The following is a 24,063-nucleotide window of genomic DNA, read 5'->3' on the forward strand; positions in this document are numbered from 1 at the left end:
CGCCTTCTTTGTTATTGATTCGTTTTTTTCTTTGCTTTGAAGAACAGCCAAATGACGATCAGGACGATTGGGATGAGCAAGAAGTTCGCGTATTGCGCGAAAATCGCTCCAGCCTGCTCCCATTGCGGCCCTAACTTATATCCTAGATATACATAAATCGTGGTCACGGGAAGCATCGCCAAGTATGTATAAAGCATGAATTTCCAGATATTCATTTTCAAAATACCACAAGGTAATGAAATGGCCGTACGGATTCCGGGAACAAATCTTCCGAAAAAGGCAATTCCCGCTCCATACTTATCTAAGAAGTACTCAGCCTTGTTCAGCTGTTCCTCTTTCACCAAGAAGTACTTCCCAAACTTCATTACTAGCGGCCTTCCCCCATACTTTCCTAGGGCGTAAAGTGTCAATGGACCCGTTACCCCACCAATTGAACCAGCCAGTATTGTCAAGACTAAATTCCATTCACCTTGATATACCCAATAGCCGGCAAGCGGCAGAACGACTTCAGCTGGGATGAATTCAAATGTTAACGCAAGCAACACCCCGAAATAAGATAAAGATTTAAACGCTTCGATCATATCCATGATCAAAGATTCCATAGAGGTTTCCCCCTTTCTGACAATTACATATAAAAAAGGATGCCCCCGCTGTTCACGGGCACCCTTTGTTTGCTAAAAGGACAGTTACCGGTATCTATCGTGTGGATTTTATACCTATTACACATTTTTTCATACCGTAATCCTATAACAACGGTTCATAAAGAGTCAACGTTTTATTACCGGGATATTTTTCTAATACCGTTGGAGGATAGTCTCTTCCCTGCATTCATCGCTACTTATACCTATACTAGTCTACACTATATAGATTTTTCATTTCACCCTTTCCGCAAAAACAACGAAAGAAGGCGATCCAAATATAGGAGAATCACCTTCTTTCCACTTCATATAATATTGTAATATTAGATGTGCAATTCGATTTCCCTACTATTTTAGCCACGTTCCCCGCGCCTGTTTCCTGATTTCGCCCTTATCATAGACTAGCTTTCCCTTGTTGAAGGTGGCGGTTATTTGACAGGGGAAGGTGTGGCCCATATAGACACTTTGCTTATGCTTCGCATAAAAATTGTCCCTACTGACTGTATAGTTTTGACTCAGGGAAATAACAGCAAGATCTGCATCCATTCCTTCCTTGATTTGTCCCTTTCTTGAAGAAAGTCCAAATCGCTCAGCAGGTGCTGCCGCTATCCAATCAGCCACTTTCGATAAAGGAATATCGTATGTAATGGCCAGTTCGATCATCGATAGTAAGGAAAACTGCCCGCCACTTATTCCACCCCATGCCTCGAACAGGTTATGCACCGCAGGATCCTTCATTTCATAAGGACTTGGGGAGTGATCTGATGAAATCATGTCAAACCTTCCTTCTATTAATAAAGCAATTAACTTTTCCTGTTCGTCCCTCTCACGGAGTGGAGGTGCGCATTTTGCGACCGACCCTTTCTCGATGAGTGTAGCTTGATTGAATAGTAGATAGTGAGGACAGGTTTCGACGGTTACATCCAGGCCACGTCGCTTGGCCCGTTCTATCTTTTCTATCGCCAATGCACTGCTGATGTGGACAAAATGCAGTCGGCATCCTGTCAATTCTGCATATGTAATGGCTCGTTCGACTGCCTCTGCTTCTGCTAATACGGGACGAGTCGCCGCATAGTCGTCAGCGCTGTATAATCCTTGCTCCTCTTTCCCTTGCTTCAACCAGCGAGTAATTGAATCACTTTCGGCATGCAGTGCCAAAATCTTATCCAACTTGGCGATTTCCCGCATACCATGAAGCAGAGTTAAATCATCCGCCCGTTCAAACTCATCATTGCCCGTCGCAGAAAGAAAGGCCTTAAAACCAATGACCCCTGATTTAGCTAGCCCTTCCAATTCATCTATATTTCCGGGTACCAAACCACCCCATAAACCAAAATCGACAACCGACTTCGCTTCACCGATTTTCGCCTTCTCAAGAAGCGCCAGTTGATCAATCGTGGAAGGGATCCCATTCAATGGCATGTCAAAATAGGTCGTGCATCCGCCTGCTGCCATCATCTGCGAACCGGTTTCAAACCCTTCCCAATGGGCACGTCCCGGCTCACTGAAATGGACATGAACATCAATCATTCCAGGAAAAACATAGTGTTCCGATGCTTCATATTCTTCGAGCCCTTTATCATCGATCAGATTGCCAATCTCGGCAATCATGCCATCCCGGATGGCAACATCGGCTTTTTTCACTTCTTCAGGCAATACCACGTAGCCATTACGGATAATGAGTTCGTATGTGGACATCTTGTTCACTCCTTCAAATCGTTTGGCAAAAGATACAGGAAGTCACCTTCCCGTTATGATTTCACTCCGATCCGTTTTCCCGATTCCCCTACGTATATGTCGAGTGCAGCCTGCAAAGCTCCCCCCCGATTCACCTCGAACCCTTGGCGTAAAAGTACCGCTTCCAAAGAAGCCAGCACAAAGAGAATATTCTCTTTCCGACAACTGAATCCCATTGTTCCAATTCTCCAAATCTTCCCGTGAAGGGGACCGAACGAGGATGCGATTTCGATACTAAATTCATTCAATAGCATCGACCGGACTTGCTCTCCATCCACCCCTTCTGGAATTTCAACACAAGTTACGCATGGTAATTTATTTTTCCCATCCCCAAATAACGTAAGCCCCATCGCCTTGATGCCAGCAACAAGTGCGGACTCATGATGCCTATGGCGGGCAAATCGCTGTTCCAATCCTTCTTCGAGCACAAGGCGTAGTCCTTCACGTAATGCATAAATCATCGAAGTTGCTTCTGTATGATGGTTCAAACGACGTGGTCCCCAATAATCCTGCAGCATGCCCAAATCGAAATAATTGGAGGGAATGGGACGATGGCTAGAAATACGTTGACGATCTTCTTCTGTTTCAATCCCCCGTTCCACCTTTTTACGGGACTGAATGATCTTTTCAATTCTTTCATTATATGTGATTGGCGCCATACCCGAAGGAACGGACAGGCATTTTTGCGTACCGCCTATCAACCCATCAATATACCATTCATCCACCTTTACCTCCGTTCCTCCAATCGATGCAACCGCATCGACCACAAGCAAAACATCTTGCTCCCGACAGGCCTTACCGATTTCCGCTAACGGCTGCATGCATCCTGTGGACGTTTCCCCGTGAACAATTGCCGTTATTTTCGGGGATATTTTCTTGATTTCCGCAATGACTTCCGCTGGATCAAAAACCTCCCCCCATGGACATTCGATCGTATGCACTTCCGCACCATATCGCTCACAAATTTCAACCAGCAAATGACCGAACCGCCCAAAAATCGGAACCAGGACCTTATCGCCAGGCTCAATAATGCTGCATAGTATCGCTTCATTTCCGGATCGGGATGTCCCGTCGATTGGAAAAGCCCAGTGATTGTTCGTCTGGAATACGAGACGAAGCATTTCCATTACTTCATTCATAATATTCGTAAAGGCAGGATCAAACTGCCCTAAAATCGGAGTGCTCATCGCCCGTAAAACCCGGGGGTCCACCTCCACGGGCCCTGGAGTCATGATGGTCCTGACCGGTGTCCATAATTCTTTATATGCCATTTCATCTTCCCCCTTTAATAGGCTAATTTATATAATAGGTCGCTTAACACATCGATTCCTTTTTCTAAGTCCTGAATGTTCGTAAATTCTCTCGGTGAATGGCTGATTCCATCCCGACTTGGAACGAAGAGCAAGCATGTCGGACAAATCGAACCAAACACCTGTGCATCATGCCCCGCACCGCTAATGATATCTTGATAAGGAATCTTATGATTTTCGGTAATTTCCCGAACCAAGGAATTCATCTCTGTACTTAATTCAACCGGCACGATATCCATCCACTGTGCAACTTCCAACTGTATCTCGTTACCATCCGCATGAGATTGGAAGGTAGAGAAAATCTCCCGACAAAACGAATTAAGGACATCTTCTTGGTGATGCCTGATATCTAAACTAAATGCCACTTCACCAGCCACGACGTTCGGAACGTTTGGAAACACATCCACTTTACCGACCGTCGCCACTAAATGAGGGTCCATTTCTTTGGCCTTACTCGTTAAAAAAGAAATGTATTCCGAAGCTGCACTGACTGCATCCCTTCGATCATGCATCGGGGTGGTGCCTGCATGATTACTTTCACCAAGAACCCTAATCGTATAGCGACGCTGCCCAACAATATGACTGACGACCCCGATCGTCTTTTGATTTTTTTCCAAGATACTTCCCTGTTCAATATGAATCTCGACGAATCCCTCAATATCATCACGGACTGGCGTTATATATGTATCAGGGTCAAAACCTGCTTCCTTCATGGCTTTCAAAAATGGATACCCCTCTGAATCCATCAGCCCTTTCACTTGGTCCAGACCATACACCCCTTGGATATTCCTCGATCCCCAGAATGTCAAGGGGAAACGGCTCCCTTCTTCTTCACAAAAGGAAACGACTTCGATCGTTTTCCGGGGAGGCCCATAGGTTTGATGCAACCTTTGTACCGCTAGAAAACTAGCGATGACCCCAAATGCACCATCATACTTCCCTCCTTCGACAACCGTATCAATATGAGACCCCGTCAGGATTGTTTTACTTCCGGGATTCGTCCCTTCCAATCTTCCAAACAAGTTACCTACGCTATCAAAATGCGTCCGTAAACCCACTTTTTCCATTTCCATTTTCAATGCTCGCTGGGCCTGCACCCATGCCTTGGAATATAATAACCGAGTTACTCCCTGCTTCTCCGTTAACCCGTAAGAAGCCAACCATTCAATCATAGAAGCAACATCATCTTTTTCATAAAGAGATTCCTTGATTTGCATGGCCATCACGTTTACCTCCTCTTATTCAGCCCTATTGTATGTTATGAATCTTCACAAATTATGTTATATGGATTATTTTACTTGCTTACATGATGAACTTCATTGACAATTCTGTTAGAAATCAAAGATATTTTTGTACACCATCACTAAACGACAAACTTATTTGGTAGAAAAAAAGCGAGAGCGTCCACAAGGACACCCTCACACATCAACTTGTATAATTTGAGCCTAACCCCAATTCCCTCAATAGTTGACGGTAGGCAATCGAAGTCTTATCCGCCGCGATATGGGCTTCCGCTTGAAGATCGAGCGGCAACTCCTCCGGCTTTTGATTTTCGACCATTTCCTTATCTTCATTAAATATCTGTAAATTGAATTCGTATGTGTCTTCAAGAGGTGCATCTAAATCAAAATTTCGCGCCATCGGGGAAAACATTCTTGTTTTCCTAGCCGAGACCGGACTAGCGCAATTCAGGATAAATAATTTCCCACCTTCCGGAAAATGGACCGTCAACCTCGCCGCTAATGGAGGATAAATGTCAAACACGCGTAGCCACTCAAAATTCGGCGGTTCCAAATGTTTCAGGTCTTTTCCGTAATTGCTGACCGAACTTCTATACTCGACATGTAAGCCGTATTCCGTTTTATCCACTTTATAACTTGGCACAACGGGGTTATCACGATCAGCGAAGCTTTCTGAGTGAACCCAGGCAAAATGAGATACATCCAAAAACCCTTCCATCTGTCTTCCTGCAGAACCAGCAATGTCGATGAACGGAGGCAGAATATTCAGGTATGCCTGATCGTCCCATGCCGGCAATGGCGGGATATCCTCAACATCGCTTGCTATCGAAGTCCAGACCAATCCATAACGTTCTACCGTCGGATAGATGGTAATGCAAAGACGAGGAGATATTTTCGCATTAGGGTGTGCGGGAATTCCCGTGCAGTTCCCCTCTGGCCCGTATCTAAATCCATGATAAGGACAAACGATATTGTCTTCTTCCACCCACCCCATGCTTAGCGGAACCCCCCGGTGCAGACAAAGATCCCTAGCCACAATGATTTTTCCGCTCGCACGGTAAAGTACAAGATGGACATCCAGCAATTTAATGCCGAGGGGCTTTTCCGTCACTTCCTCGACCGCCGCCACCGGAAACCAATACTGCGTCAATACATCCCAATCCTCTTTACTGAACGTGCATTCTTTTGGATAGGGTGTCACTCTTTTTTTCTTCTTCGTAGCAACATTGGTTTCCTTCATTCCTTCATCTCCCCTTTTTCATTCATAGCTTTTTATAAATAGTACCAATATTCAGACATTATGTCACCACCAATGTTATAAAACCTTACATTAAAATATAATTTTGGCTATCTCAACAAAATAAAATGGAAAATTTGTAAGGATTGTCAAAGGAATTGTATGATATGATAGAAAAAAACTCACATCATGAAGGCGATAAGGAAATAGTCCACAGCACGTTCTATAGGAAAAGACTATTACACTCGCACACCCCTAGATAATCAAAATCTTAATGAATGAGGTGTGTTTAGATGAAGGTAGCCGAACTTTTACATTTGCCGTTTTTACCCGGCATGCACGTTATCGCTGGAGAATTAGGATTGGATGGGGAAGTACAAACGGTCAACATGATGGATGCCCCGGATATCATCCATTTTCTAAAACCTAATGAATTTCTCGTAACGACCGCGTACCACCTGAAGGACCAACCACTCTTATTCAAGACTCTCATCGAAGGCATGGCCAAACAAGGTTGTGCCGCACTCGGCATCAAGACTCGACGGTACTTGAAGGAAGTACCTGAGGAGATACTTCAACTTGCCAACGAACTCTCTCTTCCTATCATCGATCTTCCCGCAGACTTGTCTCTCGGTGAAATCACCAATCTCATACTCCGGCAAATTCTCGATCAACGAGCCAATGAATTAACGCACGCGATGGAAACACATAAACAATTCACCAATCTCATTATGCGTGGAAAAGGAATTCAGAAATTACTCGATCATTTATCCAATATGATTGAATATCCCATCACATTGGTTGATCAATACCTTAAACCGATGATTCATCCATATCGCACCTCTTCAGTTTTTTCAATAATCAAAAAAATTATCAGTGAAGGATACAATTTCCAACTAACCAAGTCTCCTTTTTTCTCATTTTCAGTCCTATCCAATCAGCAAACCTATACTGTTTTCCCCATCTATCTGGATGGAAAAACATTTGGATATTTGACCATTTCAGGAGAAATCAAGTCCAGCGACAATTTGATTACCTTAACAATCGAACAGGCCACAAACGTCATCTCCTTCGCATTAATGAAAGAGCACGCACTCAAACAGCATGATCGAAATATACGAAATGAATTCTTCCTCCATGTCCTTGATGGCAGCTTCTCCTCACATGAGGAAATCATAAACCGGGCAAAAGAGTTCTCCTTACATAACGAACAAACATATATATGCGTCGTTGGGAAAATGGACGAAACCCATGAAAGTAAAAACTATACACAGCAACAGGAAAAAGCCGATTCGGTTTATGCATTTTTAGAAGAGGAACTTCTCGACTCAACCCTCCCTATCCACCTCTTTACAAAAGGAAAGAAGTGCATTCTTTTATATGAGGTAAACGAAGATTCAAACCGTTCCCTTCAATATGTAGAATCCTCCTTACATGCCTTGCAAAGAACAGTGAATAAACAATTTGACTGTACCATGTCGTTCGGAGTCAGCCATATGGCCCCGAAATTTCTTCAGATCAAACACGCCTTCAAGGAAGCGAATGACTCCCTCAAGGAAGGCGGTCTATCAAAAAGGGCTGGATATATCCAGACATTCCGGACAAAAGACATCATGGAATTGCTACGAATCATCCCTGAAGAAGACCTAAAGAACTTTAACCACTTCGCCCTACAAGGATTTTCGAAAATAAAGAACGAAGAGCAAGAACCATTATTGCAGACACTATCCGTCTACCTGGAGACCCATTGCCAAATTTCCGAAACAGCCAAGAGATTATTTGTTCATCGGAACACCGTTGTATACAGACTCGAGAAATGCGAGGAACTACTTGGGAAGAGCTTGAAAGACCCTGAAACCACACTGCAAATACGACTTGCCTTAAGGATCAACACCCTGCTAACTACTTAGATTTCATCTTTCCAATTACATCCTTCCATTACAAACACGTTAGGATCGTTAACCATAAGCAAGACTTATCAACTTAAATAACAACTTTATAATTTCCTTATTATTACAATAGGTGTAAGATTTGAATCAAGAACATACTATCCATTTGGATCCAGAGGGGATTGATTTACATGCCATTTACTTTTAAGTCCATTGACCATATTCAGCTCGCCGCCCCTAAAGGCAGCGAGGACAAGGCAAGAACATTTTTCAAGGACCTGCTAGGCTTTGATGAAGTCGAGAAACCTGAAGCCCTAAAGAAACGCGGTGGCGTTTGGTTTGAATTCGCCAATCACCAAATACATATCGGAATCGAAGAACCATTTTATCCGGCAAAAAAAGCTCATCCCGCTTTTGAAGTAGAGAATATAGAAGCTTTAAAACAGCATTTAGTAACAAATGGAATCGATGTCATGGAGGACGATAGAATCCCAGGTGTTAAAAGATTCTTCATTTCCGACCCTTTCGGTAACCGCATGGAATTGCTTGAACGGGTAAAAAGCTAAATACCTTCCAAGATTCGACCGAACTTACAAAGAATAAGAATGATTGGGAGTATTCAGGAGCCTGTTAAAGGCTCTCTTTTTTATGGAAGCAAAGAATATACCGTTGTATATACCATCCACATATGCGTTATCCCAGTAGGATTGTGGAATGGGGATAAACTTTAATTTCTTAAAAATGTGAATTTATAATTATCTTGACTTATAAAACATTATTTTGATATATTTAAAAACAGACCGGTTGGTTTAGAGGAGGTTTACTGCGATTGGATACAAAATCACTGATCATTGACATCGCTACAAACCTTTTTCAGAAAAAAGGATATTTAGGCGTAGGATTAAATGAAATCTTAAAGAAATGTAACATTTCAAAAGGCTCACTTTATCACCATTTCCCCAACGGAAAAGAAGAATTACTCATCGCTTGTCTTCAATCTTTGAATACTATTATCACTTCGGATATGAAAGAAATTTTCCAACAACATCCAACTACACAAATGGCTACTCAATCGATGATTGAAAAACTGGCCGTTCAGTATGATCGTGATGGGATGATTAGTGGTTATACATTCAGTAGTATGGTAAGCGAAATGGGATCGCTAAGCGAACCAGTGAGAACCACTTGTGCTCTCACTTTCACAAAGATTCAAGATATTTATTCAATCAAATTAATAGAAGATGGCTTTTCCAAAGAAGCAGCTCAGGCACTGGCATTAATGCTGACCGCTACCATCGAAGGTGGGATCATGCTTTGTTTAACAAAAAACTCGAGCGAACCATTAAGAACGATTTCGAAGGGATTGCCCAATTTATTAAAGGCGTATTAATGTAATATAATTACGTCCATACAAAGCCCCTCGACTTGCTTGTTGAGGGATTTTCATTACGCCTTAGAATCAGTAGTGTAAATACTTTTTACGTGTATTGATCACGTAGCCACAACGTCTAAATATGTATTTTCGGAAGGAAGAAAACATTGAAAAACGAAACTAGATTACCAAGAAACGGCAAAGAGGGCGCATTATACGGAGGTATCATCTGTTTTCTTACCTCTTTATTCATGTCGTCATTCAGTATCATTACAGTAACTGGTGAATTTAACGGGGAAGTTGCAATGGATATTATCAAAATTTGGCCAATCATGTTTATTATCGCCATGGTCATTGAGCCAGTCCTTGTAGGACGCATTGCAGAAAACATGGTAAAAAAGTTCACTCAACCAACAGATAGCTTTAACGCAAAGATTTTATTCCGTATCGTATTCACTGTATTCGGCATGTCCATGTGCATGACTTTCATTGGCGGAATCATCGGTAACGGTTTTAATTCGGATACCTTTAGCAACTTTATTTCATATTGGCCAAGAAACTTCTTCATCGTTCTTATTGCTGAGAGTTTAGTCATTCAACCCCTTGCAAGAATGGCCATGGTAAAAATACATGCTAATCAAGATAAAAAAGATCCTGCCGTTGCCATTATAAAATAATGCCCAGGATGACGAACTGAATATCAAAATAAAAGGGGTTCGAAATGAAGATTTCGAACCCCTTTAGACTATCATAACGCCTAAAGTTAATCTAGATATCTTCTTGCCCCAGCATATTCTTCACCGTAACCCGATGTATCGATTTCATCTATCCTTACATGTGTAGAGGTGTTTGGTGAATGAATCATCTTCCCTTTTCCTATATACATCCCTACATGGTGGACCTTCCCTTTTCCTTTATCATAGGCAAAAAAGAGTAAATCGCCTGGTTCAAGGTTTTCCCGTTTCACCATTTCCCCCTGTTGCGCCTGAACGGAAGAGTCCCTTGGAATCGTTATTCCATTAGCGTGGTACATCGTATAGGTAAACCCGGAACAGTCAAATCCAAAACCAGACATTCCGGCCCATAGATAAGGAAGACCTAAAAATCCTTTGCCCGATTGCACGATGTCCGTACCCGTCGGTTTTGGAATTTGATTTTCATTTTGATAGATCTCTACGTCTTTCTTATCTATCCATTTGGCTCCATCACTTGGTGTCATAACTTTTACCTTATCTTTTTTCACCTGTAAAAGTGGAAGGCGTGTATCAAAGCTGACTTCCATGAATTTCGACCGCTGTTTCGAATCCGAATAAAGCCAAGTCTTGGGAGCATCCACAAGGACTAACCCTTTAGAGAGTTGTTTTTCAAAGGCCTTTGCTGTCTTCAATTGCCCTTTTGGCATCCATCCTGGATAACCCGCTTCATTTCGGGATGTCAACTGATTGGCTACTGCTACTTTCACCCAATTTCCTCGTTCTTCGAGTATGGTCACTTTTGACCCATATAACGCCTGTGTTTCCAGGTTACCCACAAGCCACAGCTTGTCCTCATACTTCATGGACTTGATCCAGGCATTCAAATCAACGGGGTTCGACGCAGAAGGAGCATCCAATTGTCTTAATAGGTCCGGCTCCGTCCACAGAGTGGCAACCGCTACATCTACATAGGCACTTCTCACTTTTTCTTTTGCGCTTGCTTCACTTGAACTGAATAGTAAAATACTAAGTGCAAAGAAAGATAGAACTAAAACCAATACCTTTTTTCTTTCCATCTACATAATCACCCTTCCAAAAAGTTTTATTGAGTAAAAGAGGATTTCCTCTTGACCCCTAGTCCAGGTTTATCGGTAATGAAGAGTTGGTCTTTCTTAAATTGAAGTCCTTCAAATGATTCATCCTTAATCCATAATGGTGCATCCAGATCAATCTTCGTGATGTTTGGATGTGCGGTTGCCAGATGTGCTGCGGCCGCTACACTTATGGTTGATTCCATCATACTTCCGATCATGCATTCAACCCCGGCTACTTCTGCCATATCCGCGATCTGAAGTGCACGCCGAATTCCTCCGGTTTTCATTAATTTAATATTCAGTAAATCAACAGCCCGTTCACTTAAAAGTCTCAAGGCATCACGAGGGGAAAACAGACTTTCGTCGGCCATGATCGGCACGTTCACCGACCTCTTTATTTCTTTCAAACCATCGATGTCATGTGCTTGCACAGGCTGTTCCACCAAATCAACGTTCAGCTTCCTCTCCTCGATTTCATGAATGATGGAGATTGCTTGTTTTGTTGTCCATCCTTGATTCGCGTCGACCCGGATGATGATTTGATCCCCCACAGCTTCTCGAATGCGGGAGACCCGTTCCACATCACTCTTCCAATCCTTCCCCAGCTTGATTTTCATCGTTGAAAATCCACCTTCTATTAGGGACAAGGCCGCCTTTGCCATTTCATCAGGTGTATCAATACTGATTGTCATATCGTTTTTCAGCTCATTCGATTTCCCACCCAGATATTGATATAAAGGGAGCTGCCACCTTTTGCTGGCTGCATCATACAAAGCGATTTCAACAGCAGCTTTTGCACTTGTATTGCCTACACAGGATTGTTGGATTACCTGAGACAATACTTGAATATTCTCGATGTCACGGCCAATGAGATGTGGCGTGATCACTTCTTCAATGACCGTCATGATTCCATTAGTGGAATCTCCTGTGATGGCAACCGTCGGGGCTGCTGCACCCAATCCTTCCGTACCATCCTCCAACTTCACGGAAACCATGATGTTCTCAATTTCCATTGCAGTGCGCAAGGCAGTCTTGAATGGTTTGATGAGTGGTAGAGTTTCCACTGATACTTGTAAACTTTCAATCTTCATCGTAACATTCCTTCCTTAAAAGCTTGATAGTATATATGACGTAAATATTCCAAAATAGGTACCCAGAAGACTACCCAAAACAGCCATCAGAATTCCGACGGGTATTAGAGCCCGGTTAAATGCGCCCGCCAATATCGGAGCTGAAGCAACCCCTCCTATATTAGCCAATGAGGCAACTCCCATTGTAAATAGATCCAACTTGAAGACTTTTGCCAAAATGACCATGATCAATCCATGGAAGAACAGAATCATGAAACCGGATAGAATATACACAGGCGCTTGAAACAGCTGTGAAAAATCGGCATGGGAGGCAATTAAGCCAATGACTATATACAGCATGACTTTGGAAATTTCCATGGAGCCCGCGATACGCCCAACCTTCGTGACGGCCAGAAGCAACCCTACAGTCGAAGCGATGATGATGGTCCACGTCGTCCCATTCACTGCAGCACCCAACACCGGCAGATTTTCCCCGATTTTTGTCGCCCCTGCTGATACGATTAAAGCGAGAGCCAAGAAACCGATCAATTCCACGAAGCCAAATTCCGTCTTTGTCTTTTCCCCCGCTTCAAGCTCCGAGGTCATTTGTTCAATGAAAGAGGTATCCGCTTTGGTCCAAAAATTGAATTTCCCAGCTAGAGGTACCAACCAGAACAAAAACATGACCCAAATGGAGTAATTGACTGTATCCATGATTAACGCATAACCAAAGATATTTTCAGGTACATCCAATATCCCTTGCAGGATCACCATGTTGGCGGATCCCCCTGTCCAACTTGCACTTAAAGCAGAAAATGCCTTCCAAGTTCCTTCCGCATAAAAACCATTCATTAGGACGTAAGTTAGAGTGAATCCTCCTACGATACTGATTGACGCCGCAAAAAAAGTTAAAAGCATCTTCGGTCCTAGTCTCAATATTTTACGTATATCACACTGTAACAACATAAGCATCAGCATGGCTGGAAGCAGGAGACCCCTGACAGTACCATATGCATTTTCGACTGATTCACTGTCTGAAAAGAGCCCAAATGTCTTCATCAAGGCCGCTCCAATATAAATGAGGACAATGCCAGGTACATACTTGAAGAACTTTCCTCCTACTTTCTTCTCCACTACGGCAATCGCAGCAGTAAATGCCAATAAAAAACAGACAAACATCACGCCATCTTGAATCATTTCCCATACCTCCTTATATTCAAGGGATTCCGTTCTACTAAACTATGATTTAGTCAACATGTCCCTAATAAAAAAATCCAGCTGCCAAAGAGCGCACGAATACACTCTTTAACAGCTGGATTTCAATTGCGTCTAACAAAAGAAGCAGCTATATCTTATTAAGTTGAAGATATTTAATACTTGCATTCCTTATGGCAACGGTCAGAGCTTTCTGAGAAGAACCAAAATACCGTTTCTCAATTTCCTTCTCCAACACATCAGGTTGAAGAATGGAATGTCCATTCAACATGGAGCGAATGAACTTGGATGTAAGCGATATTGTAGTCGAACATTCCACATCCACGATCTCATGTGTATCGCTATCAATGACCAATCCAATAAAAAAGCAGTTAAACTGCTGAGTAATCGGATTATTGGACGCCGCCTTTGACTCGCCCACTATGTACACTGTATTTTCCTGAAACATCCTTAGTGGCCTCCTGTCATTACAGACATCCAACAGGTATATATGGAGATATCTAAATTCCAACCAAATGATTACATATATACTAATATGTTCATTATGAATCTGTCAATATATTTCGCATATTACGACAAATTCCCACTTTTCAAGTAAGCCAGCAGGAAAATACTCTATCATCCTTTGGACTACCTTGTTCTCTCTTTATATAGTCTGTCCATAATCCCCTCTGAAAATTAGTTACAATACCCAATGACAATTATCAGAATATTTATTATGATGATATTAATCATAACAAGCATGCGTTATATTATATGACATTTTTTTCAAGAAGGGAGTTTTACTTATATGAATGAAAAAGTTGGCAAGTCCAAGGTTTTCTCCTTAGGCCTACAGCATGTCCTCGCCATGTATGCAGGGGCAATCCTGGTGCCCATCATCGTCGGAGGCGCCTTAGGCTTCACTCCTCAACAGCTTGCTTACCTCATTGCTATTGACTTATTAACCTGTGGAATCGCGACGTTACTCCAAGCATGGAAAAACAAATTCTTCGGCATTGGGCTTCCGATTGTTTTAGGGACTTCCTTCGTAGCGGTCACTCCCATGATTTCCATAGGAAGTAACTATGGCATTTCCGCCATATATGGATCGATCATCGCAGCAGGTCTATTCATCATTTTCTTCTCCAATATATTCGGCAAGCTACTAAAGTTATTTCCTCCTGTCGTGACTGGGACAGTCGTCATCATCATTGGGTTATCCTTAGTTCCCACCGGCATTAAAAACATGGCTGGCGGTGCTGGAAGCAAAGACTTTGGTTCAGCAGAAAACCTGATGCTTTCATTCGGTGTCCTTTTCATCATTTTACTGATGAATCGGTATTTCACTGGATTCATCCGCGCCATTTCCGTATTGGTCGGCATCATCGCAGGAACGATTGTTTCCGCATTTACAGGAAAAATGGATTTTTCCGCCGTCATGGAAGCCTCGTGGTTTCATGTCCCGGCTCCATTCTACTTCGGCGTACCCACCTTTGAAATCGCGCCTATCCTGACGATGATGCTAGTCGGAACGGTCATCCTAATCGAATCGACCGGTGCCTTCCTTGCCCTTGGAAAAATAACCGGGCGTGACTTAAAGGAACGGGATATCGTCCGGGGCTATCGTGCAGAAGGGCTAGCCTTCACTTTAGGAGGAATCTTCAACGCCTTTCCCTATAGCACATTCGCACAAAATGTCGGACTGGTTCAATTGTCCGGCGTGAAAAAACGATCCATCACCATCGCGGCCGGTTTCATTTTAATCGGGCTTGGACTGGTTCCAAAAATTGCAGCACTCGCTACATTGATTCCTACAGCCGTTCTTGGTGGAGCCACCGTCGTCATGTTCGGGATGGTTGTATCCTCAGGAATCAAGATGTTAGGCGATGTAGACTTTTCCGATAACTCGAATTTATTGGTCATCGCATGTTCGGTATCCTTGGGTCTCGGCGCAACGGTCGTTCCCGAATTGTTCTCGAGCCTGCCGGAAGCGATCCGTATCGTTGTCGGCGATGGAATCATTACCGGTAGCCTGACAGCCATCATCCTGAACTTAATTTTAACTCCCCGCAATAAAAAATCAGATCCAAGAGTGGTGCCTGAAACGGACCACCTCTTAGCCAAAAGCGTATAAAAGGAGTCTAGAACATGATCACATTGGAGATGTTACAGAAAAAAAGCCATAAGGAATTCACGGAGATTCTCGGGGATACTTTCGAGCACTCACCTTGGATTCCAGAGCAAGCCTCAGCGTCCAGGCCGTTTTCTTCCTTATTAAGCCTTCATCAATGCATGGTCGATATCGTGAACCACGCACCTAAGGAAATGCAAATGGATTTAATAAGGAAGCACCCAAACCTAGGTGACAAAGTCGAAATGACAGCTGACTCGACCAAGGAACAACGAGGAGCGGGATTAAAGGACCTTACCGTTTTAGAATACGAAAATTTCCTTTCATTAAATAGACGTTATCAAAAAAAGTTTAACTTCCCCTTCATCCTCGCAGTACGCGGCAAGGATAAGCATGACATATATGAAGCAATGGAATTGAGGATTCACCATACAGAAGAAACCGAGTTTGAAACGGCCTTAGCAGAGATTTATCAAATAGCGTTCTTTCGTTTACAGGAAAAAATCAAAAGCTAAATAGTCTCGGCCTTGGCCGAAGAATGCAAGGGATAAGGAGACATATATGTCTGGTTTAACAACGCATATCTTGGACTTAACACACGGGAAACCCGCTGCAAACGTCACGATTGAATTATATTACTCCGAATCATCATCCTCTACCTGGCAGCTACTCCAAACAGCTGTCACGAACGCGGATGGGCGGCTCGATGCCCCTCTCCTCACCGGGGAAGAGGCAAAAACCGGACAGTACGAAATCGTCTTTCATATCGGCGATTACTTCCGCGGTCAATCAATTGAGCTACCTGACCCTCCCTTTTTGGACCAAGTTCCTATCCGCTTCGGTCTAGCGTCCCCCGCTTCCCACTATCATGTGCCTTTACTCGTCTCCCCATGGGGCTATCAGGTATACCGGGGAAGTTAATGAATTTAGGAATACTACAAACAAACCCCCGGCAAAGAGGCATATGCATTGTCCCTTTGCCGGGGGTTTCCTGCTTATTGATTAGACTTTTTAAGCCCATACACCATCACACTATTTTTTTCTTGGGTGTTAGTTTTTCAGTTGATTCCATTTCTCTTAATCCTTGATAGATGCAAAAACCTGAGTAAGCTAAGAGCAATAAACCCGGACCAATCAGTAAGAGAGCAGCACCTTCTTTTGATTGGGTGAAATCGATGAAATATCCTACATAAGGAATAGTGAATCCAGAGTATAGAGCTACAATATTATCGGATAGAACCGGATCGGCATCTATCGTTTTATTATTATCACCTTTCGTATCGTAAAGAACGTGCTCTCCGCTACTGTTCACCTTGGCAATCCTATGCGTTATGAGTATTTCCTCACTTGTTTGGAATGTGATGATGTCCCCTTTTTTAAGGGCTAGTTTCTCGTCTGAACTTAGCGGCTTGACAGCAATAACTGACCCGGTTTGAAAGGTAGGTTCCATCGATCCGGACAAAACAGTTTTAAGCTGATACCCCAAAACCTGGGGTTCCCCCCCAGACGCTTTTGAAGATATGATAAGAAATACCATTACCATTAAGTTTAAAAATAGTACCACTGTAATCAAATTACTTATTACTTTCAGCGTTCTTTTCAAACTCTTCGCCTCCTGACTTATTATCTACCTTACCATCTGTGTTCTCATCCTCTGTAATAGGGTCCTTTTTAATCGGTAACTCACTTTCTTCTTTTTCTTTATCGATAGCCTCGTTTTCTTTAGGCTTATTTTCAATTTCGTCTTTAGTGGAATCCTCTACTTTTTCATCAGAGTCCTTTGCTTCTTCATTCTCCTCAGTTTCGGGCTCAGCACTCTCATTCTCCTGATTTTCATTTGGATCTGGCTCATCGTCGATCGGTTCCTTCACTTCTTCACATTCTTCATGATTTTCATTCTCTTTTGCGTTAGAGCAATCCATGTCCTCGGCTATCTCCCAAGTCCCAATTTGAATCTCTTGGTTTACTAGTTCCATGTCGGTGTAATAGGCATTCGTTTGCCCCGTAACAGCCACCACTGTTCCTAAAAATAAATACCATATAGCCACCAGCTTGGTTAATGTCCATAATAGTTTTTTTCTCTTCCAAATTCCCTTTTTATTTAGTATTGGAAACCCCTTCTTCCTAGGCTTCATTCTTTATAGTGCTTGCTGCCTTTCAGATTTACGATTCCTAGACTAATGCTCTGGAACTCCTATGTATAGAATGTACTTCAAGTATTCGATATAAAAGAAGTGCCCAAAAGAACACTTTTGGGACACCTCCACTTTTTAAATCCTTAGTTCACACCAACAGCGATATATGCGGCTTTTACAGCTCTAACTTCTTTTGAGCTAGCTCCATATAAATCCGTTGCAGCCTGAATGGCGGCTTCTTTCATCATTGTAAAGTTTGAACTGGCTGTCAGGTATTTTGAAAGGGCGCGGTAATAAATTTGTTCTGTCGCTTCACGTCCAACCCCACTCACGGTAACCCCATAATGGGTTCCACCCTCTGAGATCAGGTAAGCGGCCTTGTTATTGATACTACTGTTGATATGAACGCCACCACTATCTAAAGTACCTGTATACCTTTTACTCCAATGATCTGGAGAAAATCCGCTATCCGTTCTGACGTCAACGATTTCTGCAGGATTACTCATGGAACGCAGTCCCTTTCTTCCATCCTTAACGATCATTTCTCCAATTAGCCATTCTTCATCACTTCTGTCTACCATGGCAGCAAATATATCTGACATGGATTCGTTCAATGCCCCGGATTCATTTCGATAGACTAGATTTGCTGTATGTTGAGTCACACCATGCGCCATCTCATGCGCAGCAACATCCAACCCTCCAGCGAAATTATGATAGGCGATGCCATCACCATCACCATATGACATCGTTCTTCCATTCCAGGATGCATTATTCCAATTATTATTCACATGGACCGAAGAAATTAACTGTTGGCCATTATCATCCACCGAATTACGCCCAAATGTGCCTTTGAAATAATCATAGGTTTTTTGTGCATTTGCGTGTGCATCTACAGCAGCACCGTCTTTAAACATTTTAATAAGACTTGTGACTAGTCGATTGCCATTCTTTGCATCATTGGTGACTACGCCTTTTCCTCTTGTCACATCAGTGAGTCCATACACTCCGTTAGCAAATTGCGCTTCAAACATCTGCTTGTTATTAAATACGCCATTACCGAATGCCGTAACTTCATGGGCAGCATTATAGTTATCTACAATTTTTCCATTGGTAGAATCAATGAAATAATGCCAGTATCCAACCTCTGGTTCAATAGTTGAAGCTTTAACTAGAAACGTATTATGAAATGCTCCATCGAATTCATAAATATACTGTTCAACGGCAATGTCACCATCGTACTGATCCACCTTGCCAATTTTCTTTTCAATATCCTGTTTTGCTGCTTCAATCGCCTCTGTTTCAGAAATGGCAACCTCTGTCTTGATATTTTCATTCTCTAGATCAGGTACTACTTCACCGAAGAAAGACGTAACATTATTATTCTCGTCAATCGCTATCGTCGAATCCGATCCGTATATAGGAATTCCTTTATACTGTTCAACCAGTCTAAAGTGATGGGTTCCAACTTCTTTATCAGCTTGTTCATCTATTACTTTAAAGTTTTTTTTCATATCACCTTTTAATTTAAACTTCTTACTATTCTCATTAAGGAAAGAATAGGCGATTTCCTTCTTGCTTAAGCCACTTTTCCCTTTTGGGGACCAAGTTTCCCCGATAAAAGAAGGAGTTTTATATTCATCATTATATTTAATATTATCCTGAGCACCTACAAGCGATCCACCTGTACCGAACGTCCCTAAAAAAACGGATAGAGCTAAAGTAGTAGAAACCATTTTCTTATTTACTTTCAATTATCTCATCTCCCTGATAAATAGTTTTTAAATTACTTCTCATAGGTATATGAGAAATTTTACTTAGCTTCACCAGCCGTTTGATTGGCGATAAATGTCCAGTCAAGTTTAAGTTGATCGCCTTGTAATACATTTTGATCTTCACCGTTATCGATAAATTCAAACTGTACCCAAAGATCATTTACAGCACCCGGTTCAAGCCCACCATTTTTTGCAAAGAAAGGGTCAAGAACATTCTTTTTAACAACATCTGGATCCATATTTTTCAATTCTAGTAGAGTTGTTTCAAAAATAGGTTCATTCTCTTTGTCCCAGTTCCATAAGAAATTCACCCGGATATGCTTCCCGAAATCTTCAGAACCATTGTCACCCTTCGCATCGACTATCGAATATGCCGTTTTTAGATTGACGTTTTTAATTTTCAACGAACCATTATTCGCTAATTTAAATTCAGTTGTTTTTGAGTCACCCGGTTTCATATTCTCAAGATTGACGATGGTTTGTGGATTAATGGACAAATCCAATGTACCTGCTGCAAACGTATTATTCGTTACTTCTTGATCGCTGAAATAAGCATATGTACCCCCACCAATCAGTGATAGTCCTAATGCTGCTGATGCAATACCTAAACCTAACTTTTTCTTCATACCCACTTCAATTCCCCCCGCATCTCTATTTTACTTTCTCAAAATCTTTAGTAACCGTCTTCATGTTACAAGTCGTATAATACAGAATATAAAATAAATATATCTCCTCCCTTTTATTTTTTACTCGTATGAATACTCTTGAAGCAGCTTTTCCATACTAATCTAGGAGTACATTCACTCTATGATATTCTTTATTAAGATTATTTAGTTCTCAATAAAGAATGTATTTACACAATATTACCTAATTTTACATATTATTGTATATAGTCCTATATGTTTATAATCTTTTAGGATTTCAAAAAATATTTTCTGTTAAATCACTCATTTACCCTTATTCTTCGACATTTTCCCTAAATTAATCCTTGTATAAAAGTAGGAAAATAGCGAGAAAGAGCTTCTGATAGTCGTCTTATAATGGCGTCAGAATTGCCAGGTACGTATATTAAAAGGTAGCTACCGAAGATTAACATGGTATTTTTTACCTATATTCGACATATCACTAGACTAAAGTAGTATTATCTGTAGGATCTGACTAACATTTTATTCATTTAAAATACATTTAGTGAGAGTGAATACTATTTACCTCAAAGTTAGTAACTCTATCAAAAGTAATAGTAAAAAACGTAGGGCCCCGGCTTAAAAGCCTGGGCCCTACGTTTTTTATGAAATGAAATCAGGTTATATCGAGGTTACGTTCGTACTCTTTTCAAGATCCGACAGCTGCACCGTCTCCCCGTGGGTCGACTCCACCTTTAAGGAATCCATGCTCATCGATTCGGATGGCCTGCGCATGTCCCATCGCCCCATCAAACTCCTCCACGACTTCGACAAGATGCCCTTTTTCTTGAAGTTTCTCAATAGTATCTTTCTCTACACGACTTTCGATGCGTAACGCCTCACTAGATTCTCCCCAGGTCCTGCCCCAGACAAAACGAGGCTCATTGATGGCCGTTTGGGGATCCATCCCATAATCGATCATTCGGGTAATGATTGCGGTTTGCGTCTGCGGTTGACCCTCCCCACCTTGTGTTCCGTAAATAATGCTAGGTTTTCCATTCTTACAGGCCATTGCCGGCATCAAGGTATGGAAGGAACGCTTGTTAGGTTCCAAAGTATTGACATGGTTGGAATCAAGCGAGAAAAAAGACCCCCGGTTTTGAAGAATCACTCCTGTATCACCGGCAACGACGCCAGATCCGAATTCGAAGTACAGGCTCTGAATGAATGATACGGAATTTCCATCCTTATCTACAACGGCGGCATAAGCGGTGTCACTGCCCATCGGCGGGCTTGCCACCTTTTCTGCCTTCGTTTGTTGAATGGCTGCCCCAATCTTGGCAGCGTATCGCTTATCAAGCAGCTTATCCAGTGGAATATCAAAGAATTCGGGATCCGTTAATACCTCGTTTCTGTCACGGAACCCTGCTTTTAACGCCTCAGCCAATAGGTGATAATAATCGGCAGAACCATGCTTCATGTTTTCCAAGTCAAAGTTCTCTAGAATATTTAATGCCATCAAACCGACGAATCCTTGAGAGTTGGGTGGGACTTGATAAATGGTATAGTCCCGGTAGGTAGTGGATATGGGCTCGACCCAGTTACCTTCATGGTTAGCAAAGTCAGCAGCCGTTAACAGTCCACCTTGTTCCTGCAAATAAGTAACGATGGATTGGCCAAGTTCGCCATGATAAAAAACATCCCTCCCCCGTTCAGCAATCCAGGTTAAACTACGAGCCAAGTCTTTTTGGAAAAAACGTTCCCCCACTTCCGGAATTCTTCCTCCTGGTGCATAAATATCGGCCGTGATCGGCATCTTTGAAAGCCAGTCCCAGTTCTGCTTTGTATAGTCCACTTGGTTCTTCGTAATGGGAAAACCATTTTCCGCATAGTCGATTGCCGGTACAAGAACCTCAGCCAATGATAAGGTACCTAATTCTTTTAATATAGCATCCCAGCTATCTACCATTCCCGGAACGGTGATGGCACTCCTTATGCCACGAAAGGGAATGGCCGCTTCCCCTGCATAAGTTTCACGGCTGACATTTGCCCCAGATCGTCCGCTACCATTATAAACACTTATTTTCCCGTCACCATTTTCATAATTCAGCCAGAACATATCACCGCCAAGTCCCGTCATATGCGGATAAACAACACCCAGGCAGGCGCTGACAGCCACCGCTGCATCAAACGCATTGCCACCTTTTTCGAGAATATGATTTCCCGCCATCGATGCTAAATAGTGAGGGCTCACTACCATGCTCTTCGTTCCGATAATCGATTGTGTCATACAGTTGCTCCTTTCATCTATTTATTTTATTTTTCTGAAAATTAACTATATTTGTATTATAAACCATTCACTCACAATACGTAATACACTTATTTGTTTTTATTAACAAATAGAAATCATTTTCATCTTTAAATCATCTATTGAACTAATAAGTTATATAATTACAGTACAATTCGATACTTTCATTAAAATTTTATGAGCATTTCGAAATCTATTTTGTTATGATTAATAGATAATCATGGAAAATATTATTCGTACAGAGGAGGAATCAATGTGAACAATCCATACGGCGAATTAACCGTAGGAATGATGCGGACGGGGATTTTAGGGTTCGGTGGTGGTCCATCGGTCATTCCACTCATCCGGCATGAAGCAGTTTCCCGTTATCATTGGCTAGATGATGACGAATTCGGTGATACATTGGCCATTGCCAATACACTCCCTGGTCCGATTGCCACAAAGATGGCCGCCTATCTGGGGTACAAACTGAAAGGATGGCCTGGTGCCATCGTAAGTGTGGCGGCGCATATCTTACCATCTGCCTTTGCCATGGTATTCTTGATCGCCTTCATAAACGTCCTCAGTAATTCGGCGATGATTACCAATATGATTGCTGCCGTGATGCCAGTCGTTGCTGTCATGCTTGGACAAATGGCGTATGAGTTTGGTGAAAAGGCCGTTAAAGGGTTAGGGAAAGTGCTTGGCATCTTATTTTTTTCCATCTCCTTCTTACTTCTTCAGGTCGTTTCCCTGCATCCTGGTATCGTCATCATGATTTTCCTTTTATATGGTGCCTTTCATTTTAAATTGAAGAACAGATTGAAAAATAAGAAACAGGATAAGAAGGAGGAATCAGCATAATGGGTGCCATTTTCATCCCGATTGGTGTAGCTGTGTTCTTGGCATTTTTCATAGCGAATATCCTTGGCTATGGAGGAGGTCCAGCTTCGATTCCGCTTATGTACGACCAAATTGTCACCCGCTATGGTTGGCTTTCTAATACGGAATTCTCACAAATGCTTGCGCTTGGAAACTCCCTCCCAGGACCGATTGCCACAAAAATCGCCGCCTATGTCGGTTACGATGTTTACGGATGGCCCGGGTTCTTCGTCGCTTTGGCGGGGACGATCATTCCTTCTGCCGTGGCCTTGATTTATTTATTGAAAATCTTGCGAAAATACAAGCAGTCGCCCATCGTAAAAGGCATGTCCTTACTCGTTCAGCCCGTGATTGCCATCATGATGCTATTGCTTACATGGCATATGGCTGCTGACGCTGTCGGCTCCATTGGATATATTCATTCCTTAATCATTGCCGGAATTGCCTTCCTAGCATTGGGGAAATTCAAGATTCACCCTGCCTTCGTCATCATTTTTGCCTTTGCCTATGGAGGGTTCATCCTCCCGATCACATAAAAAAAACCACCTTAAAGGTGGTTTCAGTTTGTAGACAAAAGGGGTTCGGAATGGTTTCATTCCGAATCCCTTTTGATATTTTCTTGGAATTTTGCTCAAGATTAAGAGCTTGGGTCTCTACTAGCCCACTATATTAGGCCATTTTTGAATCTCGCCATGTCCAATTGGCCATCTTCTTTAAATTCATGGCAGCGAAAGTAAGCATCGCCTGCATCGA

The 24,063-nt window shown here is 42.3% G+C and carries 23 protein-coding genes; 9 read left to right on the forward strand and 14 right to left on the reverse strand.

What is annotated here, in order from left to right; all coding sequences use genetic code 11:
- Positions 1-11: 11 nt before the first annotated feature.
- The 5 genes from ACIQXU_RS14490 to ACIQXU_RS14510 form a co-directional block, all read right to left on the reverse strand.
- Positions 12-602, reverse strand: coding sequence for a DedA family protein (locus tag ACIQXU_RS14490; protein WP_402990308.1), 591 nt, complete (start codon positions 600-602; stop codon positions 12-14).
- A gap of 384 nt (positions 603-986) precedes the next feature.
- Positions 987-2,336, reverse strand: coding sequence for an allantoinase (locus tag ACIQXU_RS14495; RefSeq protein ID WP_402990313.1), 1,350 nt, complete (start codon positions 2,334-2,336; stop codon positions 987-989).
- Positions 2,337-2,389: 53 nt separating this feature from the next.
- Positions 2,390-3,646 carry a pyridoxal-phosphate-dependent aminotransferase family protein gene (locus tag ACIQXU_RS14500; RefSeq protein WP_402990318.1) on the reverse strand — a complete coding sequence of 419 codons (1,257 nt, stop codon included), beginning with the start codon at positions 3,644-3,646 and terminating at the stop codon, positions 2,390-2,392.
- Between the two features lie 14 nt (positions 3,647-3,660).
- The gene (gene allC / locus ACIQXU_RS14505) at positions 3,661-4,908 is read right to left on the reverse strand and encodes an allantoate deiminase (protein ID WP_402990321.1); all 1,248 of its coding nucleotides are present in this window, start codon (positions 4,906-4,908) and stop codon (positions 3,661-3,663) included.
- Positions 4,909-5,110: 202 nt separating this feature from the next.
- The gene (locus ACIQXU_RS14510; protein WP_402867595.1) at positions 5,111-6,166 is read right to left on the reverse strand and encodes an aromatic ring-hydroxylating dioxygenase subunit alpha; all 1,056 of its coding nucleotides are present in this window, start codon (positions 6,164-6,166) and stop codon (positions 5,111-5,113) included.
- A 290-nt stretch (positions 6,167-6,456) separates the two neighbouring features.
- Between ACIQXU_RS14510 and ACIQXU_RS14515 the strand changes: the two genes are divergently transcribed.
- The 4 genes from ACIQXU_RS14515 to ACIQXU_RS14530 all read left to right on the forward strand — a co-directional run bounded on the left by ACIQXU_RS14515 (position 6,457) and on the right by ACIQXU_RS14530 (position 10,101).
- Positions 6,457-8,073, forward strand: coding sequence for a PucR family transcriptional regulator (locus ACIQXU_RS14515; protein WP_402990324.1), 1,617 nt, complete (start codon positions 6,457-6,459; stop codon positions 8,071-8,073).
- A 170-nt stretch (positions 8,074-8,243) separates the two neighbouring features.
- The gene (locus ACIQXU_RS14520) at positions 8,244-8,618 is read left to right on the forward strand and encodes a VOC family protein (protein WP_402955469.1); all 375 of its coding nucleotides are present in this window, start codon (positions 8,244-8,246) and stop codon (positions 8,616-8,618) included.
- A 263-nt stretch (positions 8,619-8,881) separates the two neighbouring features.
- Positions 8,882-9,442 carry a TetR/AcrR family transcriptional regulator gene (locus tag ACIQXU_RS14525; RefSeq protein ID WP_402955466.1) on the forward strand — a complete coding sequence of 187 codons (561 nt, stop codon included), beginning with the start codon at positions 8,882-8,884 and terminating at the stop codon, positions 9,440-9,442.
- A 149-nt stretch (positions 9,443-9,591) separates the two neighbouring features.
- The gene (locus ACIQXU_RS14530; protein ID WP_402990327.1) at positions 9,592-10,101 is read left to right on the forward strand and encodes a DUF2798 domain-containing protein; all 510 of its coding nucleotides are present in this window, start codon (positions 9,592-9,594) and stop codon (positions 10,099-10,101) included.
- 86 nt (positions 10,102-10,187) lie between these two features.
- Here the strand turns inward: ACIQXU_RS14530 and ACIQXU_RS14535 are convergent, their stop codons facing one another.
- The 4 genes from ACIQXU_RS14535 to ACIQXU_RS14550 form a co-directional block, all read right to left on the reverse strand.
- A complete protein-coding gene (locus ACIQXU_RS14535; protein WP_402990330.1) occupies positions 10,188-11,195 on the reverse strand; it encodes a C40 family peptidase in 1,008 nt (335 codons plus the stop codon).
- A 26-nt stretch (positions 11,196-11,221) separates the two neighbouring features.
- Positions 11,222-12,304 (reverse strand): dipeptide epimerase, encoded by a 1,083-nt coding sequence (locus ACIQXU_RS14540; protein ID WP_402990333.1) that lies wholly within the window; start codon positions 12,302-12,304, stop codon positions 11,222-11,224.
- A 15-nt stretch (positions 12,305-12,319) separates the two neighbouring features.
- The gene (locus tag ACIQXU_RS14545; protein ID WP_402990336.1) at positions 12,320-13,480 is read right to left on the reverse strand and encodes a DUF819 family protein; all 1,161 of its coding nucleotides are present in this window, start codon (positions 13,478-13,480) and stop codon (positions 12,320-12,322) included.
- A 148-nt stretch (positions 13,481-13,628) separates the two neighbouring features.
- Positions 13,629-13,946 (reverse strand): DUF3870 domain-containing protein, encoded by a 318-nt coding sequence (locus ACIQXU_RS14550; protein WP_402990339.1) that lies wholly within the window; start codon positions 13,944-13,946, stop codon positions 13,629-13,631.
- A 342-nt stretch (positions 13,947-14,288) separates the two neighbouring features.
- Here ACIQXU_RS14550 and ACIQXU_RS14555 point away from each other — a divergent pair, with 342 nt between their 5' ends.
- From ACIQXU_RS14555 to uraH, 3 genes are read left to right on the forward strand one after another with little or no spacing between them, the layout of a single operon-like run.
- Positions 14,289-15,614 (forward strand): nucleobase:cation symporter-2 family protein, encoded by a 1,326-nt coding sequence (locus tag ACIQXU_RS14555; protein ID WP_402990342.1) that lies wholly within the window; start codon positions 14,289-14,291, stop codon positions 15,612-15,614.
- Positions 15,615-15,628: 14 nt separating this feature from the next.
- On the forward strand, positions 15,629-16,126 hold the full coding sequence (uraD, locus tag ACIQXU_RS14560) for a 2-oxo-4-hydroxy-4-carboxy-5-ureidoimidazoline decarboxylase (protein WP_402990345.1): 498 nt from the start codon (positions 15,629-15,631) through the stop codon (positions 16,124-16,126).
- A gap of 46 nt (positions 16,127-16,172) precedes the next feature.
- Positions 16,173-16,532 carry a hydroxyisourate hydrolase gene (gene uraH, locus ACIQXU_RS14565; RefSeq protein ID WP_402867583.1) on the forward strand — a complete coding sequence of 120 codons (360 nt, stop codon included), beginning with the start codon at positions 16,173-16,175 and terminating at the stop codon, positions 16,530-16,532.
- Between the two features lie 106 nt (positions 16,533-16,638).
- Here uraH and sipW read toward each other — a convergent pair whose 3' ends face one another.
- From sipW to ggt, 5 genes are all read right to left on the reverse strand, one after another.
- Positions 16,639-17,154: a signal peptidase I SipW gene (gene sipW / locus ACIQXU_RS14570; protein ID WP_402990367.1), complete on the reverse strand. Its 516-nt coding sequence runs from the start codon at positions 17,152-17,154 to the stop codon at positions 16,639-16,641.
- A gap of 31 nt (positions 17,155-17,185) precedes the next feature.
- Positions 17,186-17,659 (reverse strand): hypothetical protein, encoded by a 474-nt coding sequence (locus ACIQXU_RS14575; RefSeq protein ID WP_402955444.1) that lies wholly within the window; start codon positions 17,657-17,659, stop codon positions 17,186-17,188.
- Between the two features lie 230 nt (positions 17,660-17,889).
- Complete coding sequence (locus ACIQXU_RS14580) at positions 17,890-19,479, reverse strand: M4 family metallopeptidase (RefSeq protein WP_402990370.1); 1,590 nt, start codon at positions 19,477-19,479, stop codon at positions 17,890-17,892.
- A 77-nt stretch (positions 19,480-19,556) separates the two neighbouring features.
- Positions 19,557-20,150 carry a TasA family protein gene (locus ACIQXU_RS14585; protein ID WP_402990347.1) on the reverse strand — a complete coding sequence of 198 codons (594 nt, stop codon included), beginning with the start codon at positions 20,148-20,150 and terminating at the stop codon, positions 19,557-19,559.
- Between the two features lie 700 nt (positions 20,151-20,850).
- Entirely contained in the window at positions 20,851-22,431 is a 1,581-nt protein-coding gene (gene ggt / locus ACIQXU_RS14590) for a gamma-glutamyltransferase (protein WP_402990350.1), read from the reverse strand.
- A gap of 273 nt (positions 22,432-22,704) precedes the next feature.
- Here ggt and chrB point away from each other — a divergent pair, with 273 nt between their 5' ends.
- The gene (gene chrB / locus ACIQXU_RS14595; RefSeq protein ID WP_402867579.1) at positions 22,705-23,292 is read left to right on the forward strand and encodes a chromate efflux transporter ChrB; all 588 of its coding nucleotides are present in this window, start codon (positions 22,705-22,707) and stop codon (positions 23,290-23,292) included.
- Positions 23,292-23,846, forward strand: a complete 555-nt coding sequence (chrA, locus tag ACIQXU_RS14600; RefSeq protein ID WP_402955437.1) for a chromate efflux transporter ChrA — start codon at positions 23,292-23,294, stop codon at positions 23,844-23,846. Before chrB ends, chrA begins: the two co-directional genes overlap by 1 nt.
- Positions 23,847-24,063 lie beyond the last annotated feature (217 nt).

The sequence above is a fragment of the Peribacillus sp. NPDC097284 genome (assembly GCF_044761765.1).
Lineage (GTDB): Bacteria > Bacillota > Bacilli > Bacillales > DSM-1321 > Peribacillus.